Annotated in this window: 20 protein-coding genes and 1 tRNA gene; 8 read left to right on the top strand and 13 right to left on the bottom strand. The window is 68.8% G+C overall.

What is annotated here, in order from left to right:
• Window positions 1–26: 26 nt before the first annotated feature.
• Window positions 27–1286: an MFS transporter gene (locus P0Y48_02520; protein WEK14102.1), complete on the bottom strand. Its 1260-nt coding sequence runs from the start codon at window positions 1284–1286 to the stop codon at window positions 27–29.
• Window positions 1287–1538: 252 nt separating this feature from the next.
• Here P0Y48_02520 and P0Y48_02515 point away from each other — a divergent pair, with 252 nt between their 5' ends.
• Together P0Y48_02515 and P0Y48_02510 are read left to right on the top strand one after the other, a co-directional pair.
• Complete coding sequence (locus P0Y48_02515; protein ID WEK14101.1) at window positions 1539–3230, top strand: FAD-dependent oxidoreductase; 1692 nt, start codon at window positions 1539–1541, stop codon at window positions 3228–3230.
• Window positions 3231–3283: 53 nt separating this feature from the next.
• Window positions 3284–3559, top strand: coding sequence for a metal-sensitive transcriptional regulator (locus tag P0Y48_02510; protein ID WEK14100.1), 276 nt, complete (start codon window positions 3284–3286; stop codon window positions 3557–3559).
• A gap of 54 nt (window positions 3560–3613) precedes the next feature.
• Here P0Y48_02510 and P0Y48_02505 read toward each other — a convergent pair whose 3' ends face one another.
• Window positions 3614–5419, bottom strand: coding sequence for a hypothetical protein (locus tag P0Y48_02505; GenBank protein WEK14099.1), 1806 nt, complete (start codon window positions 5417–5419; stop codon window positions 3614–3616).
• A 170-nt stretch (window positions 5420–5589) separates the two neighbouring features.
• Between P0Y48_02505 and P0Y48_02500 the strand changes: the two genes are divergently transcribed.
• The gene (locus P0Y48_02500) at window positions 5590–6192 is read left to right on the top strand and encodes an HD domain-containing protein (GenBank protein ID WEK14098.1); all 603 of its coding nucleotides are present in this window, start codon (window positions 5590–5592) and stop codon (window positions 6190–6192) included.
• Between the two features lie 39 nt (window positions 6193–6231).
• Here P0Y48_02500 and P0Y48_02495 read toward each other — a convergent pair whose 3' ends face one another.
• The 7 genes from P0Y48_02495 to P0Y48_02465 all read right to left on the bottom strand — a co-directional run bounded on the left by P0Y48_02495 (window position 6232) and on the right by P0Y48_02465 (window position 11274).
• Window positions 6232–6624, bottom strand: a complete 393-nt coding sequence (locus P0Y48_02495; protein WEK14097.1) for a VOC family protein — start codon at window positions 6622–6624, stop codon at window positions 6232–6234.
• Window positions 6625–6627: 3 nt separating this feature from the next.
• Complete coding sequence (locus P0Y48_02490; GenBank protein ID WEK14096.1) at window positions 6628–6906, bottom strand: metalloregulator ArsR/SmtB family transcription factor; 279 nt, start codon at window positions 6904–6906, stop codon at window positions 6628–6630.
• A gap of 119 nt (window positions 6907–7025) precedes the next feature.
• The gene (locus P0Y48_02485; protein WEK14095.1) at window positions 7026–8558 is read right to left on the bottom strand and encodes a hypothetical protein; all 1533 of its coding nucleotides are present in this window, start codon (window positions 8556–8558) and stop codon (window positions 7026–7028) included.
• Window positions 8555–9964, bottom strand: a complete 1410-nt coding sequence (locus tag P0Y48_02480; protein WEK14094.1) for a hypothetical protein — start codon at window positions 9962–9964, stop codon at window positions 8555–8557. Before P0Y48_02480 ends, P0Y48_02485 begins: the two co-directional genes overlap by 4 nt.
• A 153-nt stretch (window positions 9965–10117) precedes the next feature.
• Window positions 10118–10459 carry a hypothetical protein gene (locus P0Y48_02475; protein WEK14093.1) on the bottom strand — a complete coding sequence of 114 codons (342 nt, stop codon included), beginning with the start codon at window positions 10457–10459 and terminating at the stop codon, window positions 10118–10120.
• Between the two features lie 147 nt (window positions 10460–10606).
• Window positions 10607–11050 carry a hypothetical protein gene (locus tag P0Y48_02470; protein ID WEK14092.1) on the bottom strand — a complete coding sequence of 148 codons (444 nt, stop codon included), beginning with the start codon at window positions 11048–11050 and terminating at the stop codon, window positions 10607–10609.
• 150 nt (window positions 11051–11200) lie between these two features.
• Window positions 11201–11274, bottom strand: a tRNA-Pro gene (locus tag P0Y48_02465).
• A gap of 100 nt (window positions 11275–11374) precedes the next feature.
• On the opposite strand from P0Y48_02465, the gene P0Y48_02460 reads away from it, so the two are divergent.
• The 3 genes from P0Y48_02460 to P0Y48_02450 are packed head-to-tail and all read left to right on the top strand — an operon-like array spanning window position 11375 to window position 13052.
• Window positions 11375–11953: a GNAT family N-acetyltransferase gene (locus tag P0Y48_02460; GenBank protein ID WEK14091.1), complete on the top strand. Its 579-nt coding sequence runs from the start codon at window positions 11375–11377 to the stop codon at window positions 11951–11953.
• A 53-nt stretch (window positions 11954–12006) separates the two neighbouring features.
• Window positions 12007–12696, top strand: coding sequence for a lysoplasmalogenase (locus tag P0Y48_02455; GenBank protein ID WEK14090.1), 690 nt, complete (start codon window positions 12007–12009; stop codon window positions 12694–12696).
• Complete coding sequence (locus P0Y48_02450; GenBank protein WEK14089.1) at window positions 12693–13052, top strand: S4 domain-containing protein; 360 nt, start codon at window positions 12693–12695, stop codon at window positions 13050–13052. Before P0Y48_02455 ends, P0Y48_02450 begins: the two co-directional genes overlap by 4 nt.
• 15 nt (window positions 13053–13067) lie before the next feature.
• Here P0Y48_02450 and P0Y48_02445 read toward each other — a convergent pair whose 3' ends face one another.
• Window positions 13068–13985 carry an NUDIX hydrolase gene (locus tag P0Y48_02445; protein ID WEK14088.1) on the bottom strand — a complete coding sequence of 306 codons (918 nt, stop codon included), beginning with the start codon at window positions 13983–13985 and terminating at the stop codon, window positions 13068–13070.
• A 182-nt stretch (window positions 13986–14167) separates the two neighbouring features.
• Here P0Y48_02445 and P0Y48_02440 point away from each other — a divergent pair, with 182 nt between their 5' ends.
• Both P0Y48_02440 and P0Y48_02435 read left to right on the top strand, forming a co-directional pair.
• On the top strand, window positions 14168–16000 hold the full coding sequence (locus P0Y48_02440) for a ribonucleoside triphosphate reductase (GenBank protein ID WEK14087.1): 1833 nt from the start codon (window positions 14168–14170) through the stop codon (window positions 15998–16000).
• The gene (locus P0Y48_02435; protein ID WEK14086.1) at window positions 15970–16701 is read left to right on the top strand and encodes an anaerobic ribonucleoside-triphosphate reductase activating protein; all 732 of its coding nucleotides are present in this window, start codon (window positions 15970–15972) and stop codon (window positions 16699–16701) included. The genes P0Y48_02440 and P0Y48_02435 overlap by 31 nt, the downstream gene beginning before the upstream one ends.
• A gap of 292 nt (window positions 16702–16993) precedes the next feature.
• Here the strand turns inward: P0Y48_02435 and der are convergent, their stop codons facing one another.
• The 3 genes from der to P0Y48_02420 are packed head-to-tail and all read right to left on the bottom strand — an operon-like array spanning window position 16994 to window position 20335.
• The gene (gene der, locus P0Y48_02430; GenBank protein WEK14085.1) at window positions 16994–18520 is read right to left on the bottom strand and encodes a ribosome biogenesis GTPase Der; all 1527 of its coding nucleotides are present in this window, start codon (window positions 18518–18520) and stop codon (window positions 16994–16996) included.
• The gene (cmk, locus tag P0Y48_02425; protein WEK14084.1) at window positions 18520–19218 is read right to left on the bottom strand and encodes a (d)CMP kinase; all 699 of its coding nucleotides are present in this window, start codon (window positions 19216–19218) and stop codon (window positions 18520–18522) included. The genes der and cmk overlap by 1 nt, the downstream gene beginning before the upstream one ends.
• Entirely contained in the window at window positions 19211–20335 is a 1125-nt protein-coding gene (locus P0Y48_02420; protein WEK14083.1) for a prephenate dehydrogenase, read from the bottom strand. The genes cmk and P0Y48_02420 overlap by 8 nt, the downstream gene beginning before the upstream one ends.
• Window positions 20336–20343 lie beyond the last annotated feature (8 nt).

Here is a 20343-nt window from a genome sequence, read left to right as displayed (position 1 = left end):
CGCCCGCCCGCGGGGGCTCTTCTGGCTCACGTCGCCGCCGCGTCGTCCTCGTCTTCGGTAGGACGCGCGGCGGCGATGTGCGCGATCGGACGCCACACGAGGAGCAGGGTGAGGGCCGCCCCGACGAAGGCGAACCACCAGGGCGCGGTGAGACCCCACACCTGCGCGATCACGCCACCGAGCGCCTGACCGATCACGAGGCCGCCGAACACCCCGACCATGTTGACCGACGCGATGCGTCCCTGGAGCTCGTGGGGCACGAGGCGCTGACGCACTGTCGTGGAGATGGTTCCCCACACGAACGCGTACGCGCCGAAGGCGAACATGATGACGAACGCGACCGCGCCCGACGTCGTGAGGGCGAAGGCGAGGTGCATGAGCACTTCCGCACTCAGGCAGACGCGCATGAGGAAGCGGAACGAGAAGCGGCGTTCGAGCCAGCCGAAGCTCAACGTCGACAGCAGGCCGCCGATCGCCGATGCCGTCGTCAGGGCGCCGTAGCCGACCGGCCCCATCTGCAGGTAGTCGGTCGCGTACAGCACGAGCACGCCCCAGGGCGCGGCCCACGTGATGTTGAACGTCAGGATGATGATCACGAGGGTGCGCACGGGCGGGTTGCGCCAGAGCCAGCGCATGCCCTCGAGGATGTCGGTGTGCACGGCGGTGCGCGGGACGTCGGCGTCCTTCTTCGGCACCCGCGTGGTCGCGATTCGAGATATCAGGACGACGGCCAGCGCGACGCACACCGCTTGCGCGACGAACGGCCAGAACGACCCGAGCGCGAAGAGGAAGGCTCCCAGCGGCGGCCCGCCGAACTGGTTCGCGACGAGGAACCCCGCCTGAAGGCGCGCGTTGCCGATCCCGAGGTCCTTCTTCTTCACCATCATCGGCAGGAGGGTGCTGCTGGTCGTGTCGACGAACACCTCCGCGCAGCCGTAGACGAACGCCACGACGAGCACGATCCAGATGGTGGCGACACCCGTCACGAGGAACGCGCACAGCGCCACGAGCACGAGGGCCCGGATGCCGTTGGCCACCATGATCAGCACGCGTCGGTCGACTCGGTCGGCGATCGCGCCGGCGTGCAGTCCGAACAGGAGCCACGGCAGGAACTGCAGCACGGCCCCGGATGCCACGAGCACCGGCGAGTCGGTCATCGACGCGATGAGCAGCGGCGAGGCGGCGAGCGCGATCCCGTCGCCGACGTTACTGGTCCAGGACGCGGAGAGCAGCCACCGGAAGTCTCGTCCCAGTCGCCGCGGCGCGACCCACTCTCCGATGCTCACCGGTCGAGCCTAGGCCACGCCTCGGACGCGACGTGGAAGGGTCGTCGATTTGCACTAGGGATACCCCCGGGCGTATTCTCGTTATACCCCAGGGGGTATCAAGACGAGGAGTAGCCGCATCATGTGCAGCAGAGTGACGTGTGAGACGTGTGGAAAAGCGACGTGGGCCGGGTGCGGCCAGCATGTCGAGCAGGCCCTGGCCGGTGTCGCGGCGGCCGACCGCTGCCCCGGCCACGACGAGAGCGCCTCGCGATGAGGATCGTCGTCGTCGGCGGGGTCGCCGGAGGAATGAGCTGCGCGGCACGCGCGCGCCGTCTCGACGAGAGCGCGGAGATCATCGTGCTCGAGCGCGGCGCCCACGTCTCGTTCGCGAACTGCGGTCTGCCGTACTTCGTCGGCGGTGAGATCACCGACGAGCAGAAGCTCCTCGTCCAGACGCCCGCCTCGCTGCGGGCCGCGCTCGCGCTCGACGTGCGCACGGGAAGCGACGTCGTGGCGGTCGACACCGACGCGAGGCAGGTAACGGTGCGCACGGCCGACGGCGAGAGCGCGCTCTCCTACGACGCCCTCGTCCTCTCCCCCGGCGCGACCGCTCTCCGCCCGCCCCTCCCGGGACTCGACTCCCCCCGCGTCCGCACCCTCCGCACGGTGGACGACGCCGTCGCCCTCCGCGACCGTGTGCACGACGGCGCACGGCGCGCCGTCGTGCTCGGCGCCGGCTTCATCGGCCTGGAAGCGGCCGAGGCGCTCGCGGGCCAGGGCCTCGAGGTGACGGTCGTCGAGCTGGCGGCCCACGTGCTGCCGCCGCTGGAGACCGAGCTCGCCTCCCTCGTCGCGCAGGAACTCGGGCGGCTCGGCATCGACGTGCAGGCGGGCGTCGGCGCCGCCGCGGTCGAGACCGGTGACGATGCCGACACGGTCGTCCTCACCGACGGCACCCGCATCCCCGCCGACCTCATCGTGCTCTCGGTGGGCGTCCGCCCCGACACGGCACCGTTCGAGGCTGCCGGCATCGCGTGCGAACGCGGTGCGATCGTCGTCGACGCCCACGGCCGCACCTCCGCGGCGGGCGTGTGGGCGGTCGGCGACGCCACCGTCTCGGTCGACGCGGTCACCGGCATCCGTCGTCCCGTCGCCCTCGCCGGACCGGCGAACCGGGCGGGACGTCTCGTCGCCGACGACATCCTTCGACCCGGCTTGGCCCGCGCGGTGCCCCGCCCGGTCGGCACCGCGATCGTGCGGGTCGGCGAGCTCGCCGCAGCGCTCACGGGCGCGAACCGTTCCTCGCTCGACGCCGCCGGCATCCCGTACCGCACGCACCACCTGCACCCGAACCAGCACGCGGGGTACTTCCCCGGCGCGACACAGATCCACCTCGTCGTGCACGTCCGCACCGACGACGGACTTCTCCTCGGGGCACAGGCGGTGGGCACCGAAGGTGTCGACAAGCGCATCGACGTGCTCGCGACGGCGCTCCGCGCGGGGATGACCGTCACCGACCTCATCGACCTCGACCTCGCCTACGCGCCGCCCTACGGACAGGCCAAGGATGCCGTCAACCTCACGGGCATGGTCGGCGAGAACGTGCTGTCGGGGGCGCTCGCCCTCTGGTACGCCGAGGAGCTCGACGACCTGACGGGCCGCGCGCTGATCCTCGACGTCCGCACTGCGGCCGAGTACGCCACCGGCGCGATCCCCGGGTCGCTGCACATCCCTCACACGGAGCTGCGCGAGCGCCTCGACGAGGTGCGCGAGGCGGCGGCGGGTCGTCCTGTCCGGGTCACGTGCCAGTCGGGGGTGCGTTCGGCGATCGCCCACCGCGTGCTCACGCAAGCGGGGTTCGACTCCGCGTCGCTCTCCGGAGGCATGCTCACCCTTCGCGCGTGGCTCGGCGAGCGCCAGTCCGACGTGCTCACCGCACCTTCCGTGCCGCAGGATGCCTGATCCGCAGCGCCCCGCCCGCCCCACCGACAGCGACACCGAACGGGAGTGATCTCATGACCATGACAGACGCCGACGCACAGAAGCGCATCCTCAACCGCCTGCGCCGCGCGCGGGGACAGCTCGATGCCGTCATCGCCGCCGTAGAGAACGAACGCCCCTGCCGGGAGATCGTGACGCAGCTCTCCGCGGTGTCCAGCGCCCTCGACCGCGCCGGGTTCGCCATCGTCTCGACCGCGATGAAGGACTGCATCAGCGACCCCGACGCCGCACTCGAGAACGACGGCATCACGACGGAGGAGCTCGAGAAGCTCTTCCTCATGCTCGCCTGACCGACCCGACTCTGGCCTCGCAACCGATCCTGCAGGGATCTGCCGATGCGGAGCCTACGGTTTCGCCGCGACCTTCTTCGTGGGCTTGGAGGTCTTCACCGTGGTCTTGTATCCCGACTTCTTCCCGGTGACCTTGACCGTGATGACCTTCCCCTTCATGGACGACGTGATCTTGTAGGTCTTGCTTGTCGCCTTCGAGATCTTGGCGCCGTTGGCGTACCACTGCCACGTGTAGGTGATCTTGCTGGGTTTCCACGCTGTCACACTGGCCGTGAGCGTCGAGCCGACGCGCGCGGTGCCCTTGATGACCGGTGCGGTCACGTTGGTGAACGACGCGGGGGGCTTCTTGGCCGTGATGGTCAGGAACTTCGGCACGTAGTGCGTCGGCGCGAAAGTCGTTTCCTTCGTGGGCACCGTGTAGAAGAGCCGCGAGCCGACGGGCAGCAACTGCGTCGGCCGCCCGGAAGTGCCCTGGTGCCGAGCGATGCGCTTGGTCGTCTCCGCGACCGTGCCGCTCTGCCACAGATCCTGGTAGCCGGAGACGGAGCGGACGTAGATGTACTGACCCGCCACCGACACGGGTTCGTTCTGCGGAACCCGATAGTAGGCGGCGGCTCCCGGCGTCATCCCGCGATCGGTTCCCGATGCGATGCGGACGGTTCCCTTGCTCGTTCCGTTGGTGACCCACACGTCGTCTCCGCGTGTACCCGGCCGAACGAAGGCGAGCTTCGACCCCACCTTCGTCATGTGCTTGATGCCGGCACCGGTCTTCCCGGTACCGAGGTTGCGGACGAGTCTCACAGACTCGCGCGTTCCGCTGGTCGTCCACAGCTCGGCACCGTACGCCGTGGTGTTCGCGTAGTAGTAGAGACGGTTGCCGACCGTCACCAGGCTCGGCGCGTTGGGCACGATCGACACGCTCTGCGTGCCCGTGCCGTGGTTGGTCAATCTGACCGTGCCCGAGCTGGTGCCGTCGCTCGTCCAGATCTCGTAGCCGTTCGTGCCGTCGTCGGCGGTGAAGTAGAACCGCGACGTGCCGGCCGTGAAGTACGCGGGGTAAGAGCTCGACGACGCGCGGATGTTCTTCACCCTCGACGTGCCGGCTTGTGTGCCGTCCGACCTCCACAGCTCGCGGTCGCCGTCGGCATCCTCTGCCGGGAAGTAGGCGACCCCCTTCACCACGGCGGCGGCGTGCTCCCGGTGGAGCACGTCGACGACCGGACGACGGTAGCCGGAGAGTTGCGTGAGCGAGAGATCCGCGCTGTCGAAGGCGATGACGTGGTCGGCGAGGAAATCGGTCAGGAGCACCCGACGGCCCAGGTTGGCCAGCAGGTCGTACTTGCCCGACGCCACGAGCGTCACCTTCTTCTGGGCGACGTCGATGCGGTACAGCCCCGGGCTCGACTGCGAAGCACTGGAACACGTGCCCCCGGCGCACAGCGCACCGACGAGGAAGAGGCCGTTGGAGGTCGGAAGGAGGTAGTGGTTGTCGTTCGCGTCACTGTTCAACGAGGTGGCGTAGAGCCCGTGAGAGGCGGCATCACCCGGGTTGATGTCGATGAACAGAGACGTGCCGGATGCCGTCCCGTTCGTCCGCCACAACTCCAACCCGTGCTGGTCGTCGTTGGCGAAGAAGTAGCGGTAGCCGGCGTACTCGACCGAACGCACGGAGCCGACCTGTGTGAAGTACGCCGGCGCCGCAGCGGAGGCGGGCGTCGACGCCGACGGCGCCAGCAGCAGCGCTCCGGCGACAGCGGCGGCCGAGACGATTGCCACCGTCCGCCGACGCCACGACGGCTCGGCAGCGGCGACGGTGTCGGGCGCTCCGGCGGGGAACAGACGACGAAGGACATGGTGCATGAGGGACCCCCCAGTCCTCAACGCGAGCATTCTCGGCGCCAGCCTAGGGGTCCGGAGAGCCGAGCGCACCGGAAAACTTCTCCGGCAACGGCACGTCAGTGGCAGAAACCGTGCGGGAGTCGTCCGTCGGGCGCTCGCCCGTGGCATCCGCGGCCTTCCACACTGGGACCATGCACCTCGCGGACTTCTCCCCTCCCGACACGCTCGCCGCCCGCGGCGCGCTCGAGATCGCTCGTGAGTATCAGACGGCGTCGCTGACGAATCACGCGCTGCGCTCGTGGCTGTGGGCCGAGGCCTTCGCCGCCGTCGAGGGCTTCCCCGACATCGATCACGAGCTCCTGTACGTCGCCGCCCTGCTCCACGATCTCGGCATCACGCCAGCGTTCGACAACCACACGCTGTCGTACGAGGATGCCGGCGGACATGCGGCCGTCGCCCTGACCGCGGGCGCCGGATGGGCCGCCGCCCGCCGACGCCGGGTGCACGAGGTGATCGTGCGGCACAACTGGCCGAGCGTGGATCCCGCGATGGATGCCGAGGGCTACCTGCTCGAAATCGCCACCGGGCTCGACATCTCCGGCGCGCGACCCGACGCCCTTCCCGAAGGGTTCCGCCGCGAGGTGCTGACGGCGCACCCCCGCGGTGCGCTCGCCGCCGAGTTCGGTGCGTGCGTCGTGGACCAGGCCGCGCGCAAGCCCGACACGCAGGCTCGGCGCCTCGTCGACGGCGGACTCGTGGCCAAGCTGGCCGCGAACCCTCTCGAACGACTCTGATCGCTCGCGTCCGAGCGGGTTCGCGGCTGGGCTACGCGACTACGCGAGGCTGCTCAGCTGAATGAGGTTGCCGCACGTGTCATCCAGCACGGCGGTGACGACCGGTCCCATCTCGGTCGGCTCCTGCGTGAAGCGCACGCCCTGACTCGCGAGACGCGCGTGGGTGCCCCGCACATCGTCGACGGCGAACGATGCCGCCGGGATGCCGTCGTCCACCAGAGCGGCGGTGAAGGTCTTCGCCGCGGGGTGCTGGTCGGGCTCGAGAAGGAGCTCGGGCCCGTCGGGGGCGTCGGGCGAGACGACCGTCAGCCACCGGAACTCCCCCAGCGGCACGTCGTGCTTGGACACAAAGCCCAGCTTCTCGGTGTAGAAGTCGAGCGCCTTCGACTGGTCATCGACGAACACGCTCGTCAGGTTGATGCGGATGCTCATGGGTCATTCCTTCGGTTCGATGTGCCAGCGTTCGGTGATGGCACGCAGGGGTTCCGTGTTCAGGTGCAGGAACTTCGTCCGCCCGGCACGCTCCGAACGGACCAGCCCGGCGTCCTCCAAGACGCTGAGGTGCTGGGAGATCGCCTGCCGGGTGGATGCGACGCCGTGCCGCATCGCGAGTCGCCCGCACAGCTCGAACAGGCTCTGCCCGTCGCGCTCCGACAACTCATCGAGGATGAGCCGTCGCGTCGCGTCCGCGAGTGCCTGATAGACGTCTCCCACGAGGGAGAGTTTATGCAAGTGATCACTTGCATATCAAGGGGTGGTGGCGATCGGCGGGGACTCGCGGTCAGCCCACGCTCAGGCGCCCACCAAGTGCCGCAAGGGCCGCATCTGGCGGCCTAGCCCACCTTCTTCGTGGCACTGGACGTCTTGGTCGCGGTGCTGTAGCCGCTCTTCTTGCCCGTGACCTTCACAGTGATGGTCCTTCCCTTCTGGGCCGACTTGAGGGTGAGCGTTGACTTTGTGGCGCCGGAGATGGGCTTTCCGCTCGCGTACCACCGGTAACTCAACGACGTGCCCGACGTCCACGTCCCTGGCTTTGCGGTCAGCTTCTTACCCACCTTCAATGTCCCCGAGATTTTCGGGACCGACGCGGCGAGGATCCCCGCTTTCACCGTGGCAGTCGGTTTCGACGTCTTCGCCACGGTCGCGTGCCCGGGCTTCGACCCGGTCACTGAGACCGTGATCCTCTTGCCCTTCTCAGCGGCCGTGAGAGTGTAAGACGGCTTCGTCGCTTTGCTGATCGACTTGCCATCCGCCAACCACCGGTAGGTGAACGTCGTCCCGGACGTCCACAAGCCGGGATTCGCGGTCAACTTGCGCCCCACCGCGGCTGTCCCCGAGACCACCGGGGTTCCTGTGGTGGCGACCTTCACCGATGTCGCGCTTTCGCGGCGTTCGTACTCGTCTTCTTCGACCTCACGGAACACGGAAGCCTTGATGCTCTTCCCCGCCTGCGCGGAGGTGAGTGTGAGGGTGCGGCCGGTCTGTCCGGCGAGTAGCTGGTTGTCGGCGAACCAGGTGTACTCCAGGGTCGAATCGGGCGCCCAGGATGCGGTCTTCGTGTTGACAGTGAGAGTCGATCCGACCGCGAGGGTGCCGGCGAGTGTGACAGCGGTGCTGTGACCGTTGATCGTGGCGAAGTCCGCGTCGATGCCCGCGCGGACGGCGCCGACTGTCAATGTGATGGTCTGCGCGTCGGCGAGAGTGAACTTATCCGGCCAGTACTCGAGGCCCTCGCTGACGCATCCGAACCCGCACCCGCGGGCCCGGTCGAACTTCACACGATAGGACCCGGGCGACAGTTGCCCGATGGTGTACGCACCATCGGTTTCTACGCCCACGCTGTTGTTGTAGGTCCACGACCCATCGTTGTTCGCCCGGTAGGCGGTCGCGACGCTACCCGCGCCGGGGCGTTTGAGGGAGTCGACCGCCTTCCCGCTGATGGTCGCACCGCGCGGTACGGTGACGTTCTTGCTGACCGTTTCACCGTCGCTGACGGTGAAACTCTGAGCTGTCGCGAGTTCATACGCCCCGCCCCACCATGTCGACAACGGCACAGCCTCGTTGTAGGAGCGGACTTCGAGCTTGTAGGTTCCCGCGGCGACATCCTCGATCGTGTACGACCCGTCCGCCTCGACGCTGTCGACACCGCCCGCCCAGCCGGTCTCCGGATCGACGAGCCCTACGAAGGTGTAGTCGCTAGTCAGGGACACACCGGCGGGGAAGGTGACCGTGCCTGACACGGTAGCGGTGTCCGCAGCATAGGCGGGCGTCCCCAACGCGACGAGGCCGGTGGCGGCGAGCGATACGACGGCGAGTCTCACGAGAGCGGCCGGGCCGCGAGTGGTCGGACGGAGTGCGGTGTTCATGCGACCTTCTTGGTGGAGGCGGAGGCCTTCGTGACCGCGGTGTAGCCGGACTTCTTGCCCGTGACTTTCACGGTGATGCTCTTCCCCTTTTGTGCGGACTTGAGAGTGAACGTCGACTTCGTGGCGCCGGAGATGGGCTTTCCGCTCGCGTACCACCGGTAACTCAACGACGTGCCCGACGTCCACGTCCCTGGCTTTGCGGTCAGCTTCTTCCCGACCGCCACCGTGCCCGAGATCTTCGGGGTGGGCGCTGTCAGCTTCCCTGCTGCGACCTTCGCGGTCTTCGCGGCGGTGACCGTCGTCGAGGTGTACCCGGCCTTCTTGCCTGTGATCTTCACTGTGATCGTGGCTCCGCGATCGGCGGCGGTGAGTACGTAGGAGGATCTGGTTGCACGGCTGATCTTTGTCGACCCGCGATACCACTGGTATGACAGGGCCGCGGTCGGCTTCCAACTGCCGGGCACGGCCGTCAGCTTCTGGCCGACCCTGACAGTCCCGCTGATCTTCGGCGTGGGTGCCGAGGAAAACGATCCCGAGGCGATCTTCGGTGTGGCCGGCGACGTGAACCGCGCCGACGTCAGGGACAGCCCCTTCGAGTTCTGTGCCGTCACCGCAACGCTGAGCCGCGCCCCGACATCGGCCGCGGACGGCGTGTAGGTTGTCCCGGTGGCCCCGGAGATCGGTGTGCCATCACGCAGCCAGCGGAACGTCGACGACTCGTCCCACGGCCCGGTGAACCCACGAGTCGCCGTGAGCGTCTTCCCCACAGCGGCCGAGCCTGCGATCCTTGGCCCGTCCGTCGTCCCTGCGCCCGGAACGGTGACCGCCGTGAACGATGAGTCGGCGTGGTGCTCTCCGGGGAAGTGTTCGTAGCCGTCCGGGGATGCCCACGCTTCCAGGGCGATTCCGGACCCTGGAGCGAGGTCGCGGAGAATCGTGACCGAAATCGTGCAGGAGAACGAGGCGCCGGGGGCGAGGGTCGCGGGGCGCGTCGAGCTGAACGCTCCGCGCCACGTCCACCCATCCGGCCAGCCCATGCTGGCCCCATTGCAGCCCGTATTCGTGGGCGTGGTGCCCGATCCGAAGCACACGTTTTCCGACCCGCCCCACCCGTCGCCTCCGACCGGCTCGGTACAACTGGACGGGTCCGGTAGCCACAGCCCGACGGACGCACCAGGGCCGTCGTACTCATCGAATCCGGTGAGATCGATCGTCGAGGAGCCCTCGTTCGTGACGGAGACGGTGAACTCCACCTCACCGCCCGCCACCGCGGACGAAGCAGAAGCGGTGGCAGACACTGACAAAGACGGGGTCTCTGCGGCGACGGCAGGTGCGGTGCCGGTCAGCACAGCAGCGGCGACGGCAACGGCCGTGGAAAGCGCGACGAGACGGTGTGCAGTGGGCATCTCTCTCCTTGAAGCTCCAGCACCAGGGAGTGACGCGCGACAGTCGTCGCGAGTATGCCTCGCGTCGACATCAGACGAGAAGAGCGCCCCCAGCGCGCAGAACTTCAGAGTAGAGCACCCGAACACGCGCGCGGAAGGAGATCCCTGTCATCGTCATACGAGCTTCGGGGCATCTCCGTAGATGGTGGGGGTCAGCTCTTGACGGAAAGAAGCGTCCTCGAGGGACGTCTGAGCGACCTGACGCAACCGTCGCACTCCTTCCCAATAGGAAACCGACTCCGACGTGAACACAGCCGTGAGAAGCCGCGGGAACTTGCTGAGGCTTGAGAGATCGATCAGTTCACCCACATCAGCTGGGTCGAGATTGAACGGCACCACAACCGCGTCCGGATAGCGACGACGCAACTCGGGAAGGCTCGCCGACACCCTCCAGCCGTACCAAAGAAGAACGCCCAACACGACGAGGATGCCGGGCACGATCGAGAGCAGGATCACATCGAGAGCAGCAAGGCCGGAGGATTCCCGTCCCGAGCTTGCGACCCACAAGCGAGCAACAAGCGCTGCCGACACCAGTGCGAGTGCGAGGAGTATGCCTCAGCGACGAGAGCGAATTATGCCGCTGCCATTTCGGTCGGACGCGAACTACAGAAGCAACAGAGCTGACGCGACGCTGACCACTCCGCCGCCCACAAGCGCGACGCCGATCCACCGTGTACGTCGCCTGGGCCGCTCACTCCGTCGCTCCGAAGCGACGAGGAGGAGCGCTAGTCCGGCGCCGACCGCGACCGCCCCACCAGACGCAAAGATGGCTGCGCCGGGGGACAGCTTCCACAAGCGAGGAAGGATGTTGGCGATGATCAAGAGGCATATAGGCACACCCATTACCGCCACAAACAGCAGATTCCCGGGCGTGGAGTTCTTGGCGCCGTCTTCCCTGCCGAGCAGCCGCGGCGTGCCCGATCGAATGTGGGATGCCATCAGCCTCGATACTTCTACACGAAAGATCGTAGCGACGCCAAAGAAGCCCACAAGCAAGGAGGCAACAGTGACTCCGAACAACAGCTCGAAACTCGGGTCGCTCACCATGGTCCGTCCAGCGTAGTGAATGCGCTCACGCCGGCCCTGCCACTAGACGTGTACCGGCAGGACCACCGACACCACGGAGACGAAGAAGGGCACCGGCTCGCTGCCAGTGCCCTTCTTGCATTTCGACCGCTTTGCCAACGGCCTGAACCGTCGGGATGACAGGATTTGAACCTGCGACCCCTTGACCCCCAGTCAAGTGCGCTACCAAGCTGCGCCACATCCCGGTCCGTCATCCGCACGCGGACAACTCCCCCATCTTACCCGTTCGCGCGACGACCCGCGAACCGAGCAGCGGGTGTCGGCACCCCGCGGTAGCGTCTGGCCATGTCAGAGATCGAGATCGTGCCGGCATCCGTTGCTCGCTTCGACGATGTCGAGCATGCACTCACCGGCGGAGGCGACGGTGGTTCGTGCTGGTGCCAGTGGTGGATGCTGCGCGCGAGAGACTTCGAGGCCACCTCGAACGACGAGAAGCGCGAACTCCTCCGGCGCGATCTCGAGGCGGAGCCCGCGTCGGCGCTCGTCGCCTACATCGATGGCGCGCCGGGTGGGTGGGTGAAGGTGTCCTCGCGTCCCGATCAGCCGCGGCTCGCGCACACGCGGAACCTCCAGCAGTCGCCCGAACCGTTCGACGATCCGTCGGTCTGGGCGATCACCTGCTTCGTCGTGAGGAAGGAGCATCGCCGGCAGGGAGTATCGGAACGCCTGCTCGACGCCGCGATCGACCACGCGCGCGCACATGGGGCGCGGGTGATCGAGGGCTACCCCGTCGACACCGAGGTCGCCCGCACGTCATCGAACGCCCTGTTCCACGGCGCGATGTCCACCTTCGCCGCGGCCGGCTTCACCGAGGTCGCACGCCCGACGCCCAGCCGGCCGATCGTGTCGCTCACCCTCACCTGAGCCGCCGTACGATGGGCTCACCCGCCCGCAGTGGCGCAACCCGAGAGCACGAGATGACGCAACAGCGCACCCTGGCATCCCGCCTGGAGGTCACGCGCTGGTGGGGCTTCTGGCTGTACGGAGCGGTCGCCCTCGCGCACGTCGCCGCCATCACCTTCGGACTCGACGCGATCGAGTATCCGACCAAGCTCATGCTTATGCCTGCACTCGCCCTAGCGGCGATGTGGGCGCTCCGCGGGAGCAGTCTCGACCGAGCGGCGACGATCCTGTACCTCGCACTGGCCTTCTCCTGGCTCGGCGACGGGGCCGCCTGGTTCTTCCCCTACCTCGACGACGAACTCCCCGCGATGCTCGCCTGCTTCGGACTCGCCCACCTCGCCTACATTGCACTCTTCGCGTTCCGGGTTCGCGAACGCGCCATCCCGCCGTGGACACTCTCTTACGCCGCATGGTGGGGAGTGATGATCGCCGTCCTCTGGCCCCACCTCGGCGCACTCCTCGTGCCGGTGGTCATCTACGGCGCAGTGCTCGCCGGCACCGCTGTGCTCGCCACCCGCGGCAGCCGCATCACCGCAGTCGGCGGCGCCCTGTTCCTGGCATCCGACACCCTGCTGGCCCTGCGCCTGTTCCTGCCGGGCGTCTCCGCTGACGCCACCGGCCCGTGGATCATGGCGACCTACGCCGCCGGTCAGGGCCTTCTCGTGCTCGGGATCGTGCTTCTCCTGCGGCGAGGCCTGCGATGAGCGACACTGCGCGCGTCGACGCGTGGCTGTGGGCCGTCCGCGTATACAAGACGCGATCCGCCGCCACCACCGCGTGTCGAGCCGGCCACGTTCGCGTGAACGGCGAGAAGGCCAAGGCTGCGCAAGCGGTGCGGATCGGTGACGAGCTCCGCGTGCGGATCGCCGGCTTCGACCGCATCCTCGTCGTGCGTCAGCTGCTCACCAAGCGGGTGGGCGCACCGATGGCCGCCGTCGCGGCGGAGGATCGCACCCCCGCACGTGAACCGGTCGCGATGCTCGCCGTCCGCGACCGCGGAGCCGGACGCCCGACCAAGCGCGAGCGCCGCGACATCGACCGCCTCCGCGGCCGCGAGTAACCGGCGTAGGCCGCGTCAGCCCAGGTCGCGCAGCCACGACACGGACCGTACCGACACACCCCGGATGCCGTCGGCACGCGCCGCCAGTCCACGGTCGCTCGTGACGACGGTAACGGCCCGCCCGGCCGCGCTGAGCCGCTCCGCCTCGCCCACGATGGCGTCGTCGCCGGCGGCCGGCGCGAGCACGACCGACAGGCCCTCGACGTCGGGCGCGACGGCACCCTTCGCGGCGCCTTCGAGCACCACCGACACCTCGGGGAACCAGACGCGTTCGCTCATGCCCAGCGCCTCCCCCGGCACGCCGACGGTCCGCAGGTCCGCCAGCCGTCGCAGGAGCCGCTCGGCGGCGCCGGCGCGATCCTTCCACCACTCGTCGGGCACCGAGCCGACGACGTTCGCCGCGTCGATCACGAGCGCGGGGCGCACCGATAGCAGCGGGCGCAGGCGCCGCCACGACGCGGCGAACCCGGGGTGCAGTGGGTAGGAATCGACGGCGTCGACCGGCACCCACGCGAGCTCGCGGCTCTCGGGGTCGCTGATGACGGGCTCGAACGGGCGGACGACGTCGGCTACGACGGTGCTGTACGTCCAGATGCCCGCATCGAAGACGCTGATGAGGCGCGGGGTCACGGCATCCGCGGGGACACCGGCTTCCTCGGCCGATTCGCGCAGCGCACCGTCGCACGCGGACTCGCCCTCGTGACGCGCACCGCCCGGAAGGGCCCACGTGTCGCCGTGGTGACTCCACGAGACCCGGTGCTGAAGGAGCACGGCACCCTCGGCATCCGCTCGCGGGTCGAGCGCGAGAAGTCCCGCGGCGCCGTACCGACCCCAGTACTGGGTGCCGTCGTCTGCCACCACCCACGCGTCACCGGAATCGCGCGGACCATGCGGACGGCGCGGTTCTCCGGGGGCGGGCGGGACGATCGTCACTCCCCCACCCTGTCACACCCGCCCACCCGACCGCCCGGAGCACGACATCGGGGGACGCGAATCGGCCAACGAAACCCGCGACACGCCACATCTGCGCTCGACAGCGCGATCCACCACTACATATGGTGGTCAGACCACATCGGCGGGTTGCCCGCTGCTCGTCTTCTCAGAGAGGAACCCCCATGCCGTCCCCCCGTACCGTCACCGTCGCCGAAACCATCGACGAGTACCTCTCCCGCGCCGACTGGCGCGTCAACGCGAACGCGAACCAGGGCTACTCGCTCGGCGGCATGATCCTCAACTCCGCCGGCAAACTCGTCGCCAACTACTGGCTCGACGAGGTGTACGCCCCCGAAGCGGGCCGCGCCCACCGCGACGGCGACCTGCACATCCACGACCTCGACGTCTTCGCCGGGTACTGCGCCGGCTGGTCGCTGCGCATGGTGCTCGAACAGGGCTTCAACGGCGTCGCGGGCAAGATCTCCTCCGCTCCGCCGAAGCACTTCTCCAGCGCCCTCGGTCAGCTCGTCAACTTCCTCGGCACCCTGCAGAACGAATGGGCGGGGGCGCAGGCGTTCAGCTCCTTCGACACCTACCTCGCCCCGTACGTGCGCCTCGACGGGCTCGACTACGAGCAGGTGCACCAGGCGATGCAGGAGTTCATCTTCAATCTCAACGTCCCCTCGCGCTGGGGAACCCAGACCCCCTTCACCAACCTCACGTTCGACTGGGTCTGCCCCGACGACCTCGCCGACCAGCACCCGCTCGTCGGCGGCACCGTGCAGCCGTTCTCCTACGGCGACCTCGCGGACGAGATGGCCCTCATAAATCGGGCCTTCATCGAGGTCATGACCTCCGGCGACGCCGACGGCCGCGCCTTCACCTTCCCCATCCCCACCTACAACATCACCCGCGACTTCGACTGGGACGGCCCTCACGTCGACGCGCTCTTCGCGATGACCGCGAAGTACGGCCTCCCGTACTTCCAGAACTTCGTAAACTCCGACCTCGACCCGCACATGATCCGCTCGATGTGCTGCCGCCTCCAACTCGACCTCACCGAACTGCTCAAGCGCGGCAACGGCCTGTTCGGCTCGGCGGAGCAGACCGGCTCCATCGGCGTCGTGACGATCAACTGCGCCCGCCTCGGCTTCGTCCACTCGGGCGACGAGGCCGCAGCCATCGCGCGCCTCGACGAACTGCTCGAGATCGGCCGCGACAGCCTCGTGGCCAAACGCGCCGTCGTCGCGCAGCACCTCGAGAACGGCCTGTTCCCCTACACGAAGCGCTACCTCGGCACGTTCGACAACCACTTCTCGACGATCGGCGTCAACGGCATCAACGAGTACGTGCGCAACCTCACCCGCGACACCGACGACATCACGACGGATGCCGGGGCCGCTCTCGCTGTGCGCCTCCTCGACCACGTCCGGGGCCGCATGGTCGAGTTCCAGGAGTCGACCGGCCACATGTTCAACCTGGAGGCGACCCCCGCCGAGGGCACCACCTACCGATTCGCCAAGGAGGATATCGCCCGGTTCGGAGCCGACGGCATCCTGCACGCCGGCACGGACGCGCAGCCGTACTACACCAACTCGTCGCAGCTCCCCGTCGGCTTCACCGCCGACCCGTTCCTCGCGATGGAGATGCAGGAGCCGCTGCAGGCGAAGTACACGGGCGGCACGGTGCTGCACCTCTACCTCGGCGAAGCCATGTCGTCGGCGACGGCGTGCAAGCAGTTCGTCCGGCGGGCACTGGAGCGGTTCCGCCTCCCGTACATCACCGTCACCCCGACGTTCTCGATCTGCCCCCGGCACGGCTACCGGTCGGGCGAGCACCCGCAGTGCCCCGAATGCGGAGCGGTGTGCGAAGTGTGGACGCGCGTCATGGGTTACTTCCGGCCGATCGCCTCGTTCAACATCGGCAAGAGGGGCGAAGCTGAAGAACGACGCTACTTCGTCGCCGACGCCGTCGAGGAGGACTCATGGAGCGACAGCCTGCACCCTACGACCTGAGGATCGCCGGCCTCACGCCGTTCTCCACCGTGGACTGGCCCGACATGCTCGTGGCCACCGTCTTCCTGCAGGGCTGCCCGTGGGACTGCTTCTACTGCCACAACCCCGCCCTCATCGACCCGCGCGCCGAGACGGTGCTGGAGTGGAGCGACGTCACCGACCTCCTGTGCGATCGCATGGGCCTGCTCGACGGTGTCGTCTTCAGCGGCGGCGAACCGACGATGCAGCGCGGCCTCGTGCCGGCGATGCAGATCGCCCGTGCACTCGGCTTCCGCGTGGGACTCCACACCGGCGGTGCCTACCCGTCGCTCCTCGCGCGGGCGCTGCCGTTCGTCGACTGGGTCGGCCTCGACATCAAAGCGGCCAGGGAGGACTACGCCGGGGTGACGGGGCGCGGACCCAGTGGCGATCATGCGTGGCGTTCGCTGGAGCTCGTGCTCGCGCACAATCTCCTGCGCGCCGGCACGCGGCATCCGCTCGACTACGAGGTGCGCACGACCGTGCACCCGGCCGCGATCGACGACGCCGGACTGACCGAGCTCGGATGCCGGTTGGCCGACGCGGGCGTCGAGTCGTGGGCGGTGCAGCGGTTCCGCGACGCGGGGGTGCGCAGTCCGCTCCCCCGCGTCAGCGAGACGGCGGCGCAGCTGCACCTCGACGCGCTGCCGACGGAGCGGTTCGCGTCGTTCGAGATCCGCTGACCGGCTCCGTTTCGTCTCGTCGCTTCGCTCCTCGCTCAACGACCGAGGCTCCCTCCCGCCCCTACCCGGTCGTTGAGCGAGCGCAGCGAGACGAAACGCCGCCCACCACCGAACGTTGAGCGAGCGCAGCGAGACGAAACGCCACCCACCACCGGACGTTGAACGAGCGCAGCGAGACGAAACGCCACCCGCCACCACCGGTCGTTGAGCGAGCGCAGCGAGACGAAACGCCACCCACTACCGGTCGTTGAGCGAGCGCAGCGAGACGAAACGCCACCCACCACCGGTCGCGTCAGCGCTGGCGACGCTCCCGCACGCGCATGTTGGTGACGATGGGCGTGCCCACGAAGCCGAACAACTCGCGCAGACGCCGCTGGATGAACCGGCGGTAGCCCGGGTCGAGGAAACCGGTCGTGAACAGCACGAACGTCGGCGGCCGGGTCGAGGCCTGCGTGCCGAACAGGATGCGCGGCTGCTTGCCTCCGCGCAGCGGGTGCGGGTGCTCGGCGACGAGCTCGGCGAGGAAGGCGTTGAACTTGCCCGTCGGAATGCGCTGATCCCACGACTCGAGTGCGGTCTCGAGCGCCGGCACGAGCTTGTCGAGGTGCCGTCCCGTACGCGCCGACAGGTTGACGCGCGGAGCCCACGTGACGTGCGCGAGGTCCTGCTCGATCTCCCGCTCCAGGTAGCGACGCCGGTCGGCGTTGTCCATGTCGGGATCGTTCAGGCGATCCCACTTGTTGAACGCCAGCACGAGCGCACGGCCCGACTCCAGCACGAGGTCGATGATGTTGAGGTCCTGCACGCTGATCGAGTCGGTCACGTCGAGGACGACGACCGCGACCTCCGCCTTCTCGAGCGCCGCCGACGTGCGCAGCGACGCGTAGAAGTCCGCCCCCTGCTGCAGGTGCACACGACGACGGATGCCGGCCGTGTCCACCAGCCGCCACAGCTTGCCGCCGAGTTCGACGATCTCGTCGACGGGGTCACGGGTGGTGCCCGCGAGGTCGTTGACGACAACGCGCTCCTCACCGGCGGCCTTGTTCAGCAGCGACGACTTACCGACGTTCGGGCGACCGAGGATCGCCACGCGACGCGGGCCACCGAGTTCGTTCTTGGCGACGGCGGAGACCTCCGGCAGCACCTTCATGATCTCGTCGAGGAGATCGGCCACACCACGGCCGTGGATCGCCGAGACCGGATGCGGCTCGCCGAGGCCGAGGTTCCACAACGCGGCGGCCTCCGGCTCCTGGCGGGCATCGTCGATCTTGTTGGCCACGAGGAAGACGGGCTTGCCCGACTTGCGCAGCAGGCGGACGACCTGCTCGTCGGTGGAGGTGGCGCCGACCATCGCGTCGACCACGAACATCACGACGTCGGACAGGTCGATGGCGACCTCGGCCTGCGCCGCGACCGACCGGTCGATGCCCTTCGCGTCGGGCTCCCACCCACCGGTGTCGACGAGGGTGAACTTGCGGTCCATCCACTCGGCCTTGTAGGTCACCCGGTCGCGCGTGACGCCGGGAGTGTCCTCCACGACGGCTTCACGACGACCGAGGATGCGGTTCACCAGCGCGGACTTGCCGACGTTCGGGCGCCCGACGATCGCGACGACCGGAAGGGCCGGAAGCACCTCCACGACCTCGCCGCCGGCGGTGAAGCCGGCCAGGAGCGCGTCGTCCTCGTCGTCGAGCTCGTACTCGGCCAGCGACGCCCGAAGCGCGGCGGCGCGCTGCTCGGCGAGCTCCTCGTCGAGGTTCGCGAGCTTCTCCTCGAGCTGGTCGGGACCGCCCTCGTACTCGTCGTCCACTGCGGCCATCAGCGCGCTCCCGTTCCCTCGCCGACGACGGCCAGAACGGCCTCGACGGTCTGTGCGAAGTCCAGCTCGGTCGAGTCGACGACCGTCACCCCCGGCGCGGCCGTCAAGAAGTCGACCACCTTCGAGTCGGCCGCGTCACGCTGATGCAGTGCCGCGGCGACGGCGGCGGCATCCTGCGTGGTCACCTCTGCGCTGCGCCGCGCGGCCCGCACCTCGGGCGCCGCGGTCAAGAGGATGCGCACGGGCGCATCGGGGAACACGACCGTCGTGATGTCGCGTCCCTCGACGATCACGCCCGGCACGTCGGCCTCGGCGACCAGCGAGCGGAACAGGGCGTTGACCGACTCACGGACGGCGGGAACGCGCGCGACGCCGCTGACGGCTCCGGAGACCCGCGGATCACGGATCGCCTCGGTCACCGAGGTGTCGCCCACCCGCACCCAGTAGTCGTCGGGGTCGAGGGAGATGGCGTAGTCGAAGTCGGCCACCGCCGCGAGCACGGCATCGGCATCCGCCGTGTCGGCACCACGGTTCAGCACGTGCCAGGCCAGCGCCCGGTAGGCGGCGCCCGTGTCGAGGTAGCCGAAGCCGAGGCGGCGGGCGACGTCCTTCGACACGCTCGACTTGCCGCTTCCCGCCGGCCCGTCGATCGCGACGGCGCGCACTTCGGCGCCGTCGATGGTCGGGGTGTCAGTCATTCGAGAGGCTCGCAATCTTCCAGCCGCGCGCTTCCAGACCGTCGACCGCGTGGCGAAGCACCGCGGGATCGACGCTGATATCGGCGAGGCCGAACTGGGCACCCGGAGAATGCTCCAGGCGCAGGTCTTCCACGTTCACGTCGAGCTCACCGAGCTCGCCGAAGAGTCGTCCGAGCTGGCCAGGCGTGTCGTCGACCATGACGACCAGCTGCTCGAAGCGGCGGTTCTGCCCGTGTTTGCCCGGCAGGCGCTCCACGCCGTCGTTGCCGCGGCGGATCGTCTCGGCGACCGCACGCCGGGCGCCCGGCTCCTCCGGAGACCGCAGGGCCGCCGCGACCGCCGACAGGTCGTCGGCGAGCGCCTCCAACACGTCGACGACGGGGGCCGCGTTCGCGCCGAGAATCTGCACCCACAGTTCCGGGCCCGACGCGGCGATGCGGGTCGTGTCGCGCACACCCTGCCCGGCGAGGCGGAGCGAGCCGTCGGGCGCGTCGACGAAACGCCCGGCGAGAAGGGATGCCACGAGCTGCGGAACATGGGAGACGAGCGCGACGGCCTGGTCGTGCTCCTCGGGGGTCATCTCGATCGGTGTGGCGCCGAGGTCGAGCGCAAGACCTTCCACGAGGGCGAGGTCGGCGGCCGACGTCTCCTCGTCGCGGCAGACGACCCACGGGCGACCGATGAAGATGTCGGCCCGGGCCGAGATAGCACCGCCCCTCTCCCGTCCCGCCATCGGATGCGACCCGATGTAGTGCGTGAGGTCGACGCCGCGGGCACGCAGGGTGCGCAGCGGCTCGAGCTTGACGCTCGCCACGTCGGTGACGACGGCATCAGGAAAGGCGCCCAGCTCACGTTCGATCACGGCGGCGGTCACGTCGGGCGGCACGGCGACGACGATGAGCGACGGGCGGTCGCCGTCGGCGGCGGGCCGCCCGGCACCGTAGTCGACCGCCAGCCGCAGCTGCGCGGGCGACGCGTCGGCGAGGACCACGTCGACGCCGAGAGACCGCAGAGCGTGGCCGATGCTCGAACCGAGCAGACCGGCGCCGACGATGCGGACGGTCCCCGACGTGCGCGCCGCGCGGGCGCGCGCAGCAACGGAGGTCGAGTCGGTCACGGCAAATC

Source organism: Candidatus Microbacterium phytovorans (assembly GCA_029202445.1).
Lineage (GTDB): Bacteria > Actinomycetota > Actinomycetes > Actinomycetales > Microbacteriaceae > Microbacterium > Microbacterium phytovorans.
This window is presented reverse-complemented; position numbering and strand designations above follow the sequence as displayed.

Coding starts and splice junctions, on each gene's coding strand:
- P0Y48_02515 (WEK14101.1), top strand. CDS start 1,539: ATGAGGATCGTCGTCGTCGGCGGGGTCGCCGGAGGAATGAGCTGCGCG.
- P0Y48_02510 (WEK14100.1), top strand. CDS start 3,284: ATGACCATGACAGACGCCGACGCACAGAAGCGCATCCTCAACCGCCTG.
- P0Y48_02505 (WEK14099.1), bottom strand. CDS start 5,419: ATGCACCATGTCCTTCGTCGTCTGTTCCCCGCCGGAGCGCCCGACACC.
- P0Y48_02500 (WEK14098.1), top strand. CDS start 5,590: ATGCACCTCGCGGACTTCTCCCCTCCCGACACGCTCGCCGCCCGCGGC.
- P0Y48_02495 (WEK14097.1), bottom strand. CDS start 6,624: ATGAGCATCCGCATCAACCTGACGAGCGTGTTCGTCGATGACCAGTCG.
- P0Y48_02485 (WEK14095.1), bottom strand. CDS start 8,558: ATGAACACCGCACTCCGTCCGACCACTCGCGGCCCGGCCGCTCTCGTG.
- P0Y48_02480 (WEK14094.1), bottom strand. CDS start 9,964: ATGCCCACTGCACACCGTCTCGTCGCGCTTTCCACGGCCGTTGCCGTC.
- P0Y48_02470 (WEK14092.1), bottom strand. CDS start 11,050: ATGGTGAGCGACCCGAGTTTCGAGCTGTTGTTCGGAGTCACTGTTGCC.
- P0Y48_02460 (WEK14091.1), top strand. CDS start 11,375: ATGTCAGAGATCGAGATCGTGCCGGCATCCGTTGCTCGCTTCGACGAT.
- P0Y48_02455 (WEK14090.1), top strand. CDS start 12,007: ATGACGCAACAGCGCACCCTGGCATCCCGCCTGGAGGTCACGCGCTGG.
- P0Y48_02450 (WEK14089.1), top strand. CDS start 12,693: ATGAGCGACACTGCGCGCGTCGACGCGTGGCTGTGGGCCGTCCGCGTA.
- P0Y48_02440 (WEK14087.1), top strand. CDS start 14,168: ATGCCGTCCCCCCGTACCGTCACCGTCGCCGAAACCATCGACGAGTAC.
- P0Y48_02435 (WEK14086.1), top strand. CDS start 15,970: ATGGAGCGACAGCCTGCACCCTACGACCTGAGGATCGCCGGCCTCACG.
- der (WEK14085.1), bottom strand. CDS start 18,520: ATGGCCGCAGTGGACGACGAGTACGAGGGCGGTCCCGACCAGCTCGAG.
- cmk (WEK14084.1), bottom strand. CDS start 19,218: ATGACTGACACCCCGACCATCGACGGCGCCGAAGTGCGCGCCGTCGCG.